Source organism: Streptomyces fungicidicus, assembly GCF_003665435.1.
GTDB classification, from domain to species: Bacteria; Actinomycetota; Actinomycetes; order Streptomycetales; family Streptomycetaceae; genus Streptomyces; species Streptomyces fungicidicus.
Map to the genome: position 1 here is coordinate 866,233 of NZ_CP023408.1, position 15,321 is coordinate 881,553.

Here is a 15,321-nt window from a genome sequence, read left to right on the forward strand (position 1 = left end):
TCGTGGAACCCGGTTTGCCACGGTCCACCGTGCTCAGGCCTCTTCGTGCCTGCTGCTTCCTTGATGATTTCCGGCAAAGCGTTCCGCGAGCCCTCCTACGGGAACTGCTCTTCCTCGCGGCCGATGTCATCGATCGGGCCGAGGATCGTCCAGCCGGGACCGAGGGGGCGGGTGGAGCGGAAGCCGTGGGCGTTCGCGTACTCCTCGGCCTCCTCCGCGGTGTCCTCGGGGGCGCGCATGATCGTGTAGCGCGGGGGGTCCTCATGGTAGAAGCGGTAGAACGTGCGGCCCTCGTCCTTGGGCTGGTAGAGGATCACGCTGACCCCCCAGAGGGCGTCGTACACCTTCTGGTCCCGCGGGGGCGTCGTCGTGCACGTGTCGGAGGGGCGGCCTGGCTCGCGGACGCAGGTCCGGTACTGGCTCCAGTCGATGCGTTCGGCGCGGGGGTGTTCCGCGATCAGCTTCCGCATCCGGGCGTCGGCCCGGGCGAAGGCGTCCTCGCGGCGGTCGTACTCCTGCTGCAGCCGGTTGAAGCGCTGTTCGTCGAGGCCGCTGCCGAAGTGGTCCTCCAGGCCCGCGAAGACGGCGACTCGCCAGGCCAGGTACCCGGCCGTCACGACGAGCAGCGTGACGACCAGGATCCGGCCCGGCGAGCGCCTGTGGGGCATCAGGTCGGCGAGGTCAGAACGTGCCGCTGATGGGGATCTCGATGTCCGCCTGCGCGATCGGCGGGGGGTACTTCCCGTCGAACCGGTCATAGTGCTGGAGCGTAAACCAGTCGATGAAGCCGTACTCCGTGATCTCGTCGTCCGGGTCGAGACCGAAGTGGTCGTAGGAGTGGAAGACGAGCTTGCCGGAGAAGGAGTTGCCCTCGACCTTGTAGTCCTTCAGCGCGATCGTGTGGCCGTGGAACTGGTGGATCGCGATGGAGAGGGCGCGCTGGTTGGCGTCCCAGAGCGAGAAGTCGTACACCGGGTATTTCACGTCCTGGCGGAGGAACTCCTGGAAGAGGAGGTTCTTGGAGAGGTCTTCCTGGACCTTGAGCTGATCGGTGCGGCCCTGGTTGTCGATGAGGGACTGCTTGATGATCTGGCCGGCCTTGTCGGTGTACGTCTTCTCCTGTGGTGAGGCGCCGACGGCGCGGGAGAGGGCCGTGCCGGAGCCGCGGTAGAGGTAGCGGCCGGGGTCGAAGTTGTCGTCGACGGTGACCGTGCCCGCGCTCTGGCCGCCGAGGCCGTAGCGGAAGGCGTTGCGGAGGTCGTCGACGGACTGGGCGTAGTCGGCGTCGGCGCCGAGTTTGCCGAAGTTCATGATGTCGTTGAACTCGGCCCACATCCAGGACTCGGGCGTGATTCGGGCGACCCAGAACTCCCAGCCGAGGTCGGTGAGTTCGTCGAAGTCGTAGTCGTTGAAGGTGAGGTCGTCGGCGACGCGCGGGTCGGCCGGGACGGGCGGATGCTGGGGGTCGGGGGCCTTGCGGCGGCCCTCGCGGAAGGACGACTGGTGGATCAGCATGTCCGTCGGGGGCGGGTCACCTGGGTCTCCTCCGTCGCCGGGATCGTCGGAGAGAGTTCGCTTGCCAGGGGCCTCGGGGCCTGCCTTGTCGAAGGCGTGGCTGTCGAGGACGACGTACTTGGCGGAGCCGTAGGCCGTGGCGGTTGCGGTGATCGTGCTGCCGCTGCGCTGCTGGCCCGACTGCTTGACGAGGTGGCGGGCCTTCTCGTCGTAGCGGTAGAGGGCCGGTGCGGTGCCCTCCGTACGGTCGGGGTCGAGGCGGAAGGTGAGCCTTGCGGCGCGGTCCGCTGGGGCGGAGACCTGGAAGCCGTTGCCGAGGTAGCCCGGAGTGGACTGCGGGAACTCCCGCTGCTTGGCGGGGAGTCTGGTGACCTGGAAACCGCCGACCTGCTTGGCGCGCAAGCCTTTGAGCGTGGCCTCGGCGGTGGTGGCGCCCCCGTCCGCGCGGCGGGTCAGGTCGAAGGCGGAGTTCTTGGCGCGGGGGGAGGCGTTGAGCCTCGTCTCCTCGCCGTCCTGGACGCCGTCGCCGTCGGTGTCGGCCTGGGTGGGATCCGTGCGGAGCTTCAGCTCGCGGGCGTCCGCGAGGCCGTCCTGGTCGGTGTCGGCGCGGGTGGGCGTGGTGCGGAGCTCGAGCTCGCGGGCCGCCGTGAGGCCGTCCTTGTCGGGGTCCTCGGCGCCGTCCTTGGTGCCGTCGCCGTCTGTGTCGGCCTTGAGCGGGCTGCTGAAGCGGTAGCCGAGTTCGGCGAAGTCGGAGAGGCCGTCGCGGTCGGTGTCCTCGGACTTGGGGTCGAGCTTGGCGCGCACCTCCAGGTCGTCGGGGAGGCCGTCGCCGTCGGTGTCCTCCGTCGGTGAGATGCCGTGCTTGGCGAAGGACGCCCAGGTCGGGGTATCGGCCTCGGCACCGGGCTCGGCGCGGTACCAGACGGTCTCGGTCCTGCCCGGCTGGAGGGTGTTCGTGGGGCCGACGCCCTGGAGCGTCGTGCGCGCGTCCTGGGGGGCGGCGAGCTTCGCGGCGGAGGTGTCCGTGATGCGGTCGGAGAGCTCGAAGGTCAGCGACCATTTGGAGACGGGGTGATCGGAGACGTTCTCGAGCTGGAGCCGGGCGACGTACGAGCCCTCCGTCGCTTTGCCTCGGAGGGCGGCCGGGACCTGGCTCCACGCCGTATCGCCGGGGGTGACCTGGTGGTAGGAGACGTCGACCGTGTCGTCGCGGTAGAGCGTGGCCCCGTCGGTGGTCGCTCCGTCGCCGGGGGTTCCCGCGGCGGCGGGCACGGCCGTGCCGAGGAGAAGGAGTAAGGCCGCGCCGAGGGGCACGGCGGCGCTTCTGTTCATGGGGCCTCCCATGTCTGAAGCCATGCCTGAAGACATGCCTGTCGTCTCGAAGATGCCGCTGTGCCACGGCAGTTCGGAATCGAACCGGGAAGTTAGCAGACGTGGGGGATGGTTCCCAAGGCGTAGTGGAGGCGAAATTGAGACGTTTAGGACTGGTAAGCCCCGCTCCGCTTGCGTTCCTGCTCTGCCTGGGCACCAGCCTGGCCACCAAGGAGGATCTCGCGGTCAACGGCGGCTACGTGCTCTTCCCGAGTAATCCGATCTTCGAGTCCTACAACGTGGTCCTCTCCGGCGGCGTGGTCATGCGGGCCGTGGTGGTCAGCGTCGTCATCACCCTGGTCGGCACGGCGCTCAGCCTGCTCTGCGGGTGGCCCTGGCGTACGGGTGTCACGGCCGGGCACGGTGGCGGGCAAGCCGCTGCCTGCGACGGCTGCGGTGCAACTGCCACTGTCAGACGCAGGTGGCAGCATGACCGAAGTGAACGCCCTGAGGCGTCCGCAACTCACCTTCTTGGCAAACGAAGAGGAGCATTCCCCTTGCGACTGCATCGCGTAGCGCCCGGCGCCGCGGCGGGCACCCTCGCCCCGGCTCTCCCGCTCGCCACCCCGTCCCTTCGCCGCCACGGCGGGCACGCCGCCCTCGACGACAACACACCTGAAGCACTGCGCCACTTCCTGGAAGTCGGCAGATACCAGGTCGCCTGACCGGCACGGCGCCGCACCACAGCGCGCCGCCCGGCAGGCACTGTGACGACTCGGCGCCCTCAGAGCTCTGCGGTCTCGCCGCCCGGTGCGGCATGGGCCACTGACACCTCCGACAGCAGAAAGCACATTCTTCGATGACCACACAACCCGTACGCATCGAGCACAGCGGTCCGAAGACCGCTTCCGTCGTGACCGACCTGCCGTTCAAGCCTCAACTCATCAAAGCGGTGTTCAGGGACGTGACCTCGTTGCACGTCTCCCGGCCGGCCGCGTGGGCCGCCGCGTCGGTGACGCAGACCGTGCTGACGGAGGTGATCGACGGCGCGAGAAACGCGGCGGCAGAGGAGGCCAGGAAGAGGCTGATTCCCAAGGACCTCATCTCGGCGATCGACCGGAACGTCGAGGTGGAGGTGGGATCGACGTGGTACCTGCACAGTCCCACCTTCCACGGACTGATGGGCGAGGTGCGCTACGCCGATGGCCCACCCCTGTCTCTTCGTGAGCGTCGCGGGGCGCGTACACCGAGTGGTGTGGCTGGCGCCCACCGGTTCGAGGCCGGGGTGAGAAGGCTGCTGGGAAGCCGGGGGGTGAGAGCGGTCCCGGCAATGGTCCGCGACCTGGACGGAATCGCGAGCGTGTTCCTGACGGACCTGGCCCGGGACGCGGCCAAGGTCGTCCGCGAGGGCGGGGTCAAGCGGTTCGGGACGGTCAGTCTGGTGGTGCCGGGCGAGCCAGCCCCGGCCCCGCTGCTCGAGGACTCCCTCCTCGCCCTGTCCACCCGCCGCGGGGACCGGCGGACCGTTGGCAGGGACGACGTCCTGGCCGCCGTCACGATGCAGCTGTTCGGCGATCTCAGACAACGCGCCATCACCGAGGCGGCCGAGATGACACGGAACACGTCGGCCAACTGATCGGGCCAGCCCCTGCGCTCTGCCCACTGGCCACGGTTCCCACGTGTGAGCGGCTCCCGGAATCTGCCGCTCGTGGGCGCGGACCGCCGGCCGCAGGCACCCCACGGGGAAGACTGAACCGCTCCGGGTCTGATGGAGGCTCTGACGTGTCCCGGGCCTTGCCACCGCCCCTCCGCGGTGGGCGGCTGCCTCGTCGGCACCGGCCTGTCCCTCGCCGTGCAGGCGGCACCTCTGCCGGGCACGCGCTCAAGCGGGCGGCGTGACCGGGGACCACACGCCCACACTCATACCCGACAAAAGCGGTGCGGAAAATGTCGGGTGAGCGGGGCCGGTGTCGACGCAGGATGCGGGCATGGATGACATGACCTTGGTATCCCGTTTCCTCCGCGACGGCTTCGTCAAGCTGGAGGGCGCCGTCGCGCCGCGCGTGGCCGCAGACTGCGCGCGGCTGCTGTGGCGGGAGACGGGCTGCGACCCGGACGACCCGTCGACGTGGACGCAGCCCGTGCACTGGGTGGGCGGCATGGCGCAGGGGCCGTTCGCCGCCGCACCCAACTCCCCGTCCCTGCAGCACGCGTACGACCTGCTCGTCGGCGCGGGACGCTGGGAGCCCCGCTACTCGCTGGGCACGTTCCCGCTGCGCTTCCCGCACGAGGAGGAGCCGGACGACGCGGGCTGGCACATCGAGGGGAGCTATCTGCCGGAGGGGGAGAGCTGGTACTTCACGAACTTGCGCTCCCAAGGCCGGGCACTGCTGATGCTGTTCCTGTTCAGCGAGGTCGGCGAGGAGGACGCCCCGACCCGGATCCGGGTCGGCTCACACCTCGACGTGCCGAAGGTGCTGGAGAAATACGGGGAGGACGGGGCGAGCGGGCTGACCCTCGCCCCCGATCTGGTGACGGCGTCCGACCACCGGCCACTCGCCCTCGCCACCGGGTCCCCGGGCGACGTCTTCCTGTGCCATCCGTTCCTGGTGCACGCGGCGCAACCGCACCACGGAGTGCGGCCGCGCTTCATGGCCCAGCCGCCGCTGATGCCGGCCGCGCCGTATGAACTGGAGCGGGCCGACGGCGCGTACTCGCCCGTGGAGATCGCCATCCGCCGGGGCCTGGGACTGTGTACCCCCGGTTCGGACGGGGACGGCACCGGCCACAGCGCCGGGTAGACGTGTTTCACGACTATCTTCGGCAAGGTGGCCGTGAAGAGGGAGGAAGGAGGCCAGGCATGCTGGAGCGGCTGAACCAGGCCATGGAGCACATCGAGAGCCATCTCGACCAGGACGTCGACGTGGAGGAGCTGGCACGCATCGCGGCCACGTCGGAGTACCACCTGCGCCGGATGTTCTCCGCACTCGCGGGCATGCCGCTGTCGGAGTACGTCCGGCGCCGTCGGCTCACCCTCGCCGGCGCCGAAGTACTCGCAAGGCGTGAAACGCTGCTTGAGATCGCGGTGCGCTACGGCTACAGCTCCGGTGAGACGTTCGCGCGGGCGTTCCGTGCCATGCACAGCATCGGACCAGGCGAGGCCCGGCGTACCGGCGCCGCACTCAACTCCCAGTCTCGGATGGCTTTCCGCCTCACCATCGAAGGGCGCAGCAGTATGCGCTACCGCGTCGTGGACAGGGCAGACTTCACCGTCGTCGGGTTCAAGACCCGGATACCGCTGGTGCACGCCGGCCCGAACCAGGTGATCATGGACTTTGTCCGTGGCATCCACCCACAGACTCTGGAGCGCTTGGAGAAGCTGTCGGACCAGGAGCCGCGCGGCATCGTCGCGGTCTGCGACGGCATGGACCCCAGCCGCGCCGAGGGCACTGAACTCGACTACCACCATGGCGTGATCACCTCCGCTGCCGCTCCGGAGGGCACGACCACGTTGGCCGTCCCGGCCGGCACCTGGGCAGTCTTCACCACCTCCGGACCGGCACCACAGGCCATCCAGGAGCTGTGGCGGGACGCGTTCACCGAGTGGTTCCCGTCGAACCCGTACCGCACCCGCACCGGCCCCGAGATCCTGCGCACCCACCTGTCGCCGGAGAAGACCGAGGCCGACGCCGAACTATGGCTCCCGGTGGAGCCCGAGCACCGCTGAACACCGCGGCATACCCCGGGCAGGCGGGAGCGGCCCCGGACACGGATCACGGGGGTGTGGCCGCGGCGGGACCAGGTGCGGGTGGTCGGCGGCGTCATCGAGAATCCGGCCTCATCCTCGAAGACGGGCCAGGCGTCGAGCGCCGCCACGGTCCTTCCACACTCGGCCAGGTCTCCTTCCCCCAGCCGGCCACCGCCGCCTCGTCCCGCTCGATCGCCTGCCGGGCGAGGGCAGGTGCCGAGCGCTTGGAGGCCAGGGCCCGGGGCCCATTCCTCTACCAGGCTCTGAGCCAGCGCTGAACCGATCGGACGCTGACCCGAAGGTCGTGCGCGATGACCTGGTTCTCGTCGCCCTGGGCGGTCAGCCCGCTCCCTTGCGCGCACCTCATGCGATCGGCATACCGCAAGGATCTCGAGGCGTCAGCGCTTACGACACCACGCTTTGAAGGTCCGTAACCAGCCGGTGACATCCACTCAGACGGACAATGACAACCCACAAACACCGTCAGAGCCATCCTTGCGAAAACCATTGGTGCCCGGCTTGCTCCGCTGATGGACTGACGTCCTACCGTGAGTGTGCCGCGTGACGGAGGTAGTGGTTGTGACAAGTTATGACGTGCTTGCCGAGGTGTACGAATGGCTCATCTCGGATGCAAAGTTGCCTCCAGCCGAGTTCGCTGCGTCATTCGACGACGTCCTCAATCTCCTGCCTTCGAACGCTCACGTCCTCGACTGCTCGTGCGGAACCGGACAGTTGGCGGTTGGCCTCGCCGGTCGTGGCATGCAGGTTGTCGCAACTGACGCCAGCGAGGCGATGGTTCGTCGGACTGCAGAGTTGTCTGAGGAGTTCGGGGCATCCGTCCAGACCGTACGGGCGAACTGGGAAGAGTTGCCCGACCATTTCCAGGACAACACGTTCGACATGGTGTTCTGCGTTGGTAACTCGCTTCACCATGCCACGGGGGCGACAGGCAGGGGTGCTGCTCTGGAGTCGATGTCACGGCTTCTGCGCCCCGGCGGGCGCTTGGTACTCACATCCCGCACTTGGGAACTCGTGAGGGCCAGAGGTTCCCGGCTGGAGATCAGTGACCGACTCGTCCGTCGGAACGGTCGCGATGCCGTCGTGGTCTACCGCTGGGAGATCGCGCCGCATTGGGAGGAGGAGCACCACATCGAGATTGCGATCGCGCAAGTTGATGCGACCGGGTTGGTTCTTGTCCGCTCGGAACTGCTGTCCTGCTGGCCCTACCGGTACGAGGAACTCGAAGTCGAGCTGCACCGGGTCGGACTCCAGACGGAACTGAGCACGTTCGATCTTGAGGCCGAGAACTACATGGTGGTCGCGAGCAAGGTATGAACACCGGACTCTGAGTACCTGGCTTGACCGCGCTGTTGCTCGCAGGACGCTTGCGCCCTCTCATTGGTGCGGGTTCAAGTGGTCAACGCAACGCCGCGGACGAGGAGTGCTCGTCGCCGAAGGGATCAGCGTCACCACGGCATGGTTCGGCAAAGCCAGCAAGGATTTCGTCTGCAGCGCGCCTGTCCCGTGCCCGGTGCACACCGCGAGCGCGATCAATGAGACCGAGCGTTCCCAGGACGCCTCGAGCATCCCGGAGGGGCGGTGGCCGGTCAGCCCTCGCCGACAACGGTAGGCACCACCGCTGCCAGCTGATGAATGTCACCGCTCGCGCAGCTTGCGGCGGAGAAGGCCCATCGACTTCTTCACGTCTGCGAGCTGGTCACCGAGCACTCGCATGCGCCAGTCCATGCGTTCCGTCCGGGCCGCGACCGCCAGCGATTCGAACGTCTGCGCCAGCTGTGCTGCGCCCGCATCGCCCTCCTGCGCTGTCTTGGCGTAGACCCTGGCGAGCCGTTCGGGCTGTTTTGCGCGTTCCGTCGCTTCTTCGTGTGCGGTCTGCAGTCCCTCCCCGGATTGATCCCTCTCACCGTTGCACCGACCGTGCCGCACAGGCGGGACATGGAGGGGCCGGTGGTCATCGCATCAGCCCTGCCTTTCACTCTCGTGTGGGCCGGAAGTCCTGACAAAGCCCGAGGAGCACCACGGTTTTTGAGCATGTTCAAATAGGGGTTCGGCAGCAGGCCTGCCGTCCGACTACAGGAACGAGGCGCGGACATGGGGGCAGCACAGTGAGGACGAGGGGCGGGGTCAGAAGCGGGTGCGTCGCCGTGCTCCTGGCGGCCGCGGCAGTGCTCGCATCAGGATGTGCAGGGGCGGGCGCGGTCAACGTCGATCCGGACCGCCTGCCGGGGGTGTACCGCGACGACGAGACCGGCGCGGAGATCCGTCTGCACCCCGGCGGACGGTTCTCCGCCGTGGGTATCGCGAAGAGCGAGGCCTATCAGCACGGAAGTGCCACCCGCGTCGACTTCAACGGCACCTGGGATCCCACCCCCTCGAATTTCGTGTACCTGCAGCCCGACAAGATCGGAGGCCGTCAGGTTCTGGGCGACATCCAGCTCTGGACCGCAAGCCCCGAGAAGGTGTTCCTGCACCCGGACGTGGACGGACCGGTGACTCTGGAGCTCGTCAGGAATCCGGGTAATGGACAACCCCCGAATCCCCCTTCGGGGGGAGGCTGACAGCCCGACCTGATCGTTGCTTCCACCCCCGCCCGCTATCAGAGGATGGCGCCGACACATCGACCGTCGCCTGGGTCCTCGGCTCACTTCCGCTCCGGCGGGTATGGTCCCATCCGCGTCTTCGGCGGCGTGTGGGACGGAAACTGCTCCCTGCTCTTGCAGGAGTGTCTGGTATCTGGCGAGCGCAGCGCAGTTGGTGATCGTGCCGGAGGTGCGGCTGCGCAGTGTCTGCGCTTGGCGTTGGCCTGCTGTGGTGGGGTTCGTGGTCGGGGCCCCGGCGGCCGCGGGCGGGTCTGCGCGGTGCCCGGTCAGATTCCGACCATGGCCCTGACCATAGCGGTGCCTATAGGCGCCGGGTGTGCATCCAGTCGACTCGCTGATCGGGGTGGGTGACGGGCTGCCATACGGGCGCTGTGGGGCCGTGGTGGAGCAGTTCGGTCATGGGGACGTCGCTCAGGAATGGGGCGAGTTCGGGTCTTCGGGAGGCTGCGCGTAGGGCGTTGATACGGTTTTCCACCCAGGCTGGGCCGAAGCTGTCGAGGATGAACAGGAGGCGGGGAAGAGGGAGTAGCGCTGGCGCCAGGTCTCTTGGCCGGGTTCGGGGAAGGGTTGTTGTTGCTGCCGGACCACGGGTGCGGGCGCGTAGCTGTGGAGGCGTGCGTAGGAGGACGGTTTGGCGGCGAGGCGTTCGGGTCCCTTGGTGGCCCGGTCGACTTCGACGAACGCCCGCAGCATCACCCCGCCCCTGGCATCGGTTTCGTCCTCGTTACCCCCGTCCGCGCCGCCTGCGCCGTCTCGGCAGTGTGGCGTTGGTAGTAAACAGGGCGTCGGGGATGACGGCTTCGCCGCCCCCGAGGGATGGTGGACTTCCGGGATCCGGTCCAGCGGCCGGCACACCACCGCCCCGCCCGGTCCTCTGCCGCTGAACGCCGCGGGTCACGGGGGATTTACGATCCTCGTCGGCCCGAACGGTCTGCGGCTGCGGCGGGAGACGGCCCTCCTCCTGGGCGCGGCGATGTGTGCAAAACGCGTCTAACACAAGGCATTTGCGCGGAATCCGCTTCCTGCGGCCGGCCGCTCCATGTGGCAACATGCCCTCCGGATCTTCCGTTCCGCCATCGGCCCACGTACCTGTCACGGAGAGAGTCATGCGCGTGTGCGTCATCCTGTCGGCGAGCGTGGCTGCCGCGTTTCTCACCCTCACCGGATGTTCGGCCGACGAGTCCTCGAGCGGCGGTAGGGAGAACGGGTCTTCGCAGGAGCGGACGCTGCCGCTGAAGGACGCGGACGCCGCGCTGACCGAGGCGGTGGAGAAGTACACCGCCGCCTACTTCGGCGGAGACGCGGCGACCACGTTCGGAATGCTCTCGGAGCGCTGCCGGGGCGTGGTCAACGACCAGATGGACCACGCGGCCGAGGGCGAGGAGGGGGAGGCCCACGGCCACGCCGATGAGAAGGGCGGGGACGCCCACGCCGCCGAGCACGGTGGCACCGCGTACGAGGCCGCAGTGGCGCAGGCCGCCGAGAAGTACGGGCCGCGGCGCGCCACCGGTGTCAAGACGCGCGGGGAGACGGCGGGCACGGAGGATGGCCGGGTCCTCGTGGAGTACGAGGTCGAGGGCGTTCCGGATTTCGGCCAGGAGCAGCCGTGGCTGAAGGAGCGGGGCGACTGGAAGTACGACGCCTGCTGAGGCGTTGCACGGCCGGCGGTGGTGTGCTGCCGGCCGGGCGAGCCGGTGACCGGGGCGCGCCTGTACGTCTTCGCCGTCATCGAACACGCCACCAGGCGTATCCGGATGCTGGGTGCCACCGCTCACCCCACCGCGGACTGGATCACGCAGTTCGGACGCAATCTCGTCATGGACCTGAGGACGCAGGCAGCCAGGCCAGGTTCCTGCTCCGCGGCCGAGACTCCAAGTTCACGGCCGCCTTCGACGCCGTGCTGGCCGACGCCGGCCTGAAGGTCGTCACCACCGGCATCCGGACACCCCGCATCAACTCGCTCATGGAGCGCTGGATACAGACCTGCCGCAGGGAACTCCTGGACCGCACCTTGATCTGGAACCAGAGCCACCTGCTCCACGCGCTCTGCGAGTTCGAGACCTTCGACAACCGGCATCGCCCGCACCAAGCTCTGCGCCAAGCCGCTCCGCTCCGACCACTCCCCGACCGATAGACGAACCAGCACAGATCAGACGTCTGGAAGTCCGTCGGCGGGACCGACTCGGCGGAGTCCCCAACGAGTAGCAACATGTCGCATGACCAGGCCGGATGGTTTATCGGCACCCGCACGGCCGAGTTCCGCGCTCTCCTCGCGCAGGTCGTCGCACACGGGCGTCGGATCGGACACGGGACGCTCCCCTCGGGCACGGCAGCGCCGAAGAAAACAAGCAAGAAGCATGCTTGCGTAATTATGGCCGTTCGGTGCACGACCCGGGGCGAGGGCTGCGCGGACCCCGTGTGCTCAATACACTCGGCGATCGCGCCCATCGCAGCGCACACTCGCATATCGGGGGATGAACGATGAGCAACTGGAACCCGGGCGGACAGCCGCCCCAGGGGCCGCAGCCCTACCAGCCGCAGCCACCTCAGCCCTACGTGCGGCCACAGCCCCAGCCGCCCTACCCGGGGCCGCCGGTGCCGCCGCCGGGCGGGCCGATCACCCGGCTGCGGCGGCGGATCGGCCCCATCCACACCGCGCGCAGGGTCTTCACCCCGTCACGGCCGGGCATCGTCTCGGATCGTGAGGTGGCGCGGATGCGGAAGATCAGGACCCTGGTCGGCGTGGGCGCCTTCCTGTGGATGTCCTACGCCTACAAGCTCGCCCCCAAGCTCAGCGATGCGGCGGACGAGCAGGTCGACAAGTCGTGGACCAGCGCCCTCGTGCTGGCGGCGACCCTCCCGGTCGTCGTCGGCGTCTTGTACGGCCTGGCCGCTCCGGCGGCGCGACGGGACCTGCTGCGCCGTGCGGGGCGGTGCTTCGGCGCGATCGTGGCCATGATGGCGGCGGCCTCCGTCTTCCCGATCATCGTGCTCTCAGGGTTCTTCGAGGGCCAGGAACCCCTCGTGGAGGGCCACTTCACCGTGACGAAGGGCCTCATCCTCGCGTTCACCCTCTTCGTCCTCTTCTGGGTGACGCCGTTCGTCGTCTGGGGCGTGGGACTCGCCGTCCAGCACGTGTTCCGCACCGCGGACATCCACCAGACGGTGCCGCCGCTGCTGATCATGGCGTTGGCGTGGGAGATGGCACTGATCGACATGTTCACCGGCGCCCACGAGGGCGTGCCGACGGTGATCCGGTACGTGTTCATCCTGGGCGCCCCGCTCTCCGTCACGGCGGTGGGCCTGTGGGAGCTGCACCGGCTGCGCGTGCACTACGGGCTGGGGATGCGGGGACTGCTGATGCGCTAGGAACGGCGCCTCGCAGGACGTACTAGTGATCCGGTTTTGAGGTCGTGGGTCGCCACATGAGGCGTCCCCTCTTTCAGAGCAAGCGCCGCTCGACCGTCCAGGGACTGGCTGTTCGCGCACGCATCGTGCCGGCGTGCGCGAACGGCTGGAACAACACCGTGGTCGCCGCGCGACTCGGTGTCGGCAGAGATACCGTGCGCCGCTGGCGCACACTGTTCCTCGCCCGGCGACTGGACGGACTCGCCGACGAGCCGCGGGCCCGGGGCGCCGCGGACCATCATCCTTTTACCTCGCCCCGCCGGCCAATGCCCTCGTCTTCGCGATGGACGAGAAACCACAGATCCAGGCTCTTGAGCGGACCGCGGCCGGTCCTGCCGATGATTCCGGGAGTGCCCGGAGCGGCGGAGTAGCGACTACGTCCGGCACGGGGCCGTCAACCTGTTCGCTGCGCTGAACACCGCCACGGGCAAGGTGATCACGAGACTGTCCGCCCAACACCGGGCCGTCGACTTCCGCGACTTCCTCGACGAGATCGACCGTCAGACCGACTAGAGTTTGGCGGTCCACGTCATCTGCGACAGCCTCCCCGCCCACAAGGCGCCCGTGGCCCCGCCCGCACCTGAGGCTCGCCCAGTCCATGGTGAAGGCCCGCTGCCGCGACCTTGGCATCCCCTACGCGGAGACCGACCTCGTCGACTCCCACCGTCAGGCCCTGCGGCACATGTACGAAGTGGGTGAACCGCTGCGTGCCGACAGCCGACATATGAGGAGCCGACGCCTTGCGCCACTCCGGACGCCGTCGCGGTACACATAGGCTGGTTCGCATGACCTCAGTGGAGGAGGAACGCCCGCGCGCACTGCTCGCGGGCGCTTCGCGGCGATGGGTGCGGCTGCTGCCGTGGGCCGTGGCGTTCGTGCTGTGCGTCGCCCTGCTGCCCACGACCATCGTGGTCCTCACCGCCGACTACGGCCTGACCGGCAGTGTCGCCGCCGGGCTGGCCGTCGCGCAGGCCGCGCCGCTGCTGCTCGCCGTCGTACGGCCACTGCAGGCCTGGTACGTGGTCTTCGTCGCGGACGTCGCCGGGGCGCTCGTCCTGCTCACCGTCGACTTCCAGGAGCGGCTGCTGTGGCCGTTCCCGCCCATGGAGATCGTCGGGTACGTCGGCCTCTGCCTCGCTTTGGGCCTGCGTGAACGGCGCCGGACACTGCTGCTGGTGTGGCTGGCCACGGCCGCCGCGAACGTGGCCCTGGGGTTCGTCGGGCCCCATGTATTCGGCGCCATGGGCATGCTGTTCACCATCCTCGGGGGCGTCGCGCTCCTGCTGGGCGGTGCGCTGCGCGAGCGGTCCGAGGTGCAGCGCAGGCTGGTCGAGCAGGAGACGATCAGCGAGGCCGAACGTGGCCGGCGGACGCTGCTGGAGGAGCGCGCCCGGATCGCCCGCGAGCTGCACGACGTGGTGGCACACCACATGTCCGTCATCACGGTGCAGGCGGACACCGCGGAGTACCGCCTCGACTCGCTTCCGCCGGACGTGCGGGAGGAGTTCACTTCCATCGCGGCGACCGCGCGCGAGTCGCTCGGCGAAATGCGACGGCTCCTCGGCGTGCTGCGCAACGAGGAGGCGCACGGCGAGCTCGTGCCCCAGCCGGGCCTGGCGCAGATCGGGCAGCTGGTGGAAGTGACGGCGAGGGCCCGCGGGCCGGTGGAGTTCACCCCCTGCGACGTCGCCGTGCCCGAGACGGTCGGCCTGTCCGCGTACCGGATCGTCCAGGAGGCTCTCTCGAACGTCGTGCGGCACGCGCCGGGTGCCCGCACGCAGGTGTCGCTGTCGGTGACGGAGGCCGATCCGCAGGACGGTGCGCGGCTCACCGTCCTGGTCGTCAACGGACCGCCGCCCCAGCCGCCCGACGGGCCGCTCGAGCTGGGCGGCACCGGGCACGGCCTCGTCGGCATGCGCGAGCGGGTACGGCTCGTCGGCGGCAGCCTCGACACGGGGCCGCTGCCGGACGGCGGCTTCCGGGTCGCCGCCCAACTTCCCCTGAACTTCCCTGAATGAAGAGGACTTCACGTGACGACGCGTGTCATCATCGTCGACGACCAGGCCATGGTGCGGGCCGGCTTCGCAGCCCTGCTGGCCGCCCAGAGCGACATCGACGTGGTGGGCGAGGCCCCCGACGGCGCGCAGGGCGTCGAGCTGAGCCGGCGTACCCACCCGGACGTCGTGCTGATGGACGTGCGGATGCCCGAGATGGACGGGCTGGAGGCCGCACGCCGCCTCCTGGAGCCGGCACCCGGTGTGACACACCGGCCGCGCGTCCTGATGCTCACCACCTTCGACGTCGACGACTACGTCTACGAGGCGCTCCGGGCGGGCGCGAGCGGCTTCCTCCTCAAGGATGCGCCGCCGGCCGACCTCATCGCGGCGGTCCGCGTCGTGGCCTCGGGCGACGCGCTGCTCGCCCCTTCCGTGACGCGCCGCCTCATCGCGGACTTCGCCAAGCAGCGTCCCGCCGTCCGGGGCAAGCACCCGCTGCGGCTCAAAGGCCTGACGGAACGCGAGACGGAAGTCCTCACGCTGGTGGCCCGCGGGCAGTCGAACGGGGAGATCGCGCAGACGCTGGTGCTGGCTGAGCAGACGGTGAAGACACACGTCAGCCGCGTCCTGACCAAGCTTGACCTGCGCGACCGCGCCCAGGCGGTGGTCTTCGCCTACGAGTCGGGGCTGGTCGCTCCGGGCGAGTAGGACGCCCCGCTCC

13 protein-coding genes and 3 pseudogenes are annotated in these 15,321 nt (G+C 69.0%); 13 read left to right on the forward strand and 3 right to left on the reverse strand.

What is annotated here, in order from left to right:
* Positions 1-95: 95 nt before the first annotated feature.
* Positions 96-668, reverse strand: a complete 573-nt coding sequence (locus CNQ36_RS34140) for a hypothetical protein (RefSeq protein ID WP_217711911.1) — start codon at positions 666-668, stop codon at positions 96-98.
* A 13-nt stretch (positions 669-681) separates the two neighbouring features.
* On the reverse strand, positions 682-2,847 hold the full coding sequence (locus CNQ36_RS34145) for a DUF3289 family protein (protein ID WP_163013475.1): 2,166 nt from the start codon (positions 2,845-2,847) through the stop codon (positions 682-684).
* 536 nt (positions 2,848-3,383) lie between these two features.
* Between CNQ36_RS34145 and CNQ36_RS35490 the strand changes: the two genes are divergently transcribed.
* The 4 genes from CNQ36_RS35490 (at position 3,384) to CNQ36_RS34165 (ending at position 6,553) form a co-directional block, all read left to right on the forward strand.
* On the forward strand, positions 3,384-3,551 hold the full coding sequence (locus CNQ36_RS35490) for an ALF repeat-containing protein (RefSeq protein WP_240659549.1): 168 nt from the start codon (positions 3,384-3,386) through the stop codon (positions 3,549-3,551).
* A 134-nt stretch (positions 3,552-3,685) separates the two neighbouring features.
* Positions 3,686-4,462: a hypothetical protein gene (locus tag CNQ36_RS34155; protein ID WP_121549570.1), complete on the forward strand. Its 777-nt coding sequence runs from the start codon at positions 3,686-3,688 to the stop codon at positions 4,460-4,462.
* A gap of 352 nt (positions 4,463-4,814) precedes the next feature.
* Positions 4,815-5,627, forward strand: coding sequence for a phytanoyl-CoA dioxygenase family protein (locus tag CNQ36_RS34160; protein ID WP_121549571.1), 813 nt, complete (start codon positions 4,815-4,817; stop codon positions 5,625-5,627).
* 59 nt (positions 5,628-5,686) lie between these two features.
* Positions 5,687-6,553, forward strand: a complete 867-nt coding sequence (locus tag CNQ36_RS34165) for an AraC family transcriptional regulator (protein ID WP_121549572.1) — start codon at positions 5,687-5,689, stop codon at positions 6,551-6,553.
* A gap of 23 nt (positions 6,554-6,576) precedes the next feature.
* Here CNQ36_RS34165 and CNQ36_RS35910 read toward each other — a convergent pair.
* A pseudogene (locus CNQ36_RS35910) lies at positions 6,577-6,941 on the reverse strand (helix-turn-helix domain-containing protein); the annotation flags it as partial.
* A 212-nt stretch (positions 6,942-7,153) separates the two neighbouring features.
* Between CNQ36_RS35910 and CNQ36_RS34175 the strand changes: the two are divergent.
* The 9 genes and pseudogenes from CNQ36_RS34175 to CNQ36_RS34225 all read left to right on the forward strand — a co-directional run bounded on the left by CNQ36_RS34175 (position 7,154) and on the right by CNQ36_RS34225 (position 15,308).
* A complete protein-coding gene (locus CNQ36_RS34175; RefSeq protein WP_121549573.1) occupies positions 7,154-7,909 on the forward strand; it encodes a class I SAM-dependent methyltransferase in 756 nt (251 codons plus the stop codon).
* Between the two features lie 830 nt (positions 7,910-8,739).
* On the forward strand, positions 8,740-9,153 hold the full coding sequence (locus CNQ36_RS34185; RefSeq protein ID WP_121549575.1) for a hypothetical protein: 414 nt from the start codon (positions 8,740-8,742) through the stop codon (positions 9,151-9,153).
* Positions 9,154-10,301: 1,148 nt separating this feature from the next.
* Positions 10,302-10,844 (forward strand): hypothetical protein, encoded by a 543-nt coding sequence (locus CNQ36_RS34195; RefSeq protein WP_121549577.1) that lies wholly within the window; start codon positions 10,302-10,304, stop codon positions 10,842-10,844.
* A gap of 45 nt (positions 10,845-10,889) precedes the next feature.
* Positions 10,890-11,400: pseudogene (locus tag CNQ36_RS34200) on the forward strand (integrase core domain-containing protein); the annotation flags it as partial.
* A 276-nt stretch (positions 11,401-11,676) separates the two neighbouring features.
* Positions 11,677-12,564, forward strand: a complete 888-nt coding sequence (locus CNQ36_RS34205) for a hypothetical protein (RefSeq protein WP_240659550.1) — start codon at positions 11,677-11,679, stop codon at positions 12,562-12,564.
* Positions 12,565-12,620: 56 nt separating this feature from the next.
* The gene (locus CNQ36_RS34210) at positions 12,621-12,974 is read left to right on the forward strand and encodes a helix-turn-helix domain-containing protein (RefSeq protein ID WP_240659551.1); all 354 of its coding nucleotides are present in this window, start codon (positions 12,621-12,623) and stop codon (positions 12,972-12,974) included.
* 197 nt (positions 12,975-13,171) lie between these two features.
* Positions 13,172-13,378, forward strand: a pseudogene (locus CNQ36_RS35500) (hypothetical protein); the annotation flags it as partial.
* Between the two features lie 10 nt (positions 13,379-13,388).
* Positions 13,389-14,621, forward strand: a complete 1,233-nt coding sequence (locus CNQ36_RS34220) for a sensor histidine kinase (protein ID WP_121549578.1) — start codon at positions 13,389-13,391, stop codon at positions 14,619-14,621.
* Between the two features lie 12 nt (positions 14,622-14,633).
* The gene (locus CNQ36_RS34225; protein WP_121549579.1) at positions 14,634-15,308 is read left to right on the forward strand and encodes a response regulator; all 675 of its coding nucleotides are present in this window, start codon (positions 14,634-14,636) and stop codon (positions 15,306-15,308) included.
* The last annotated feature ends 13 nt before the right edge of the window (positions 15,309-15,321 follow it).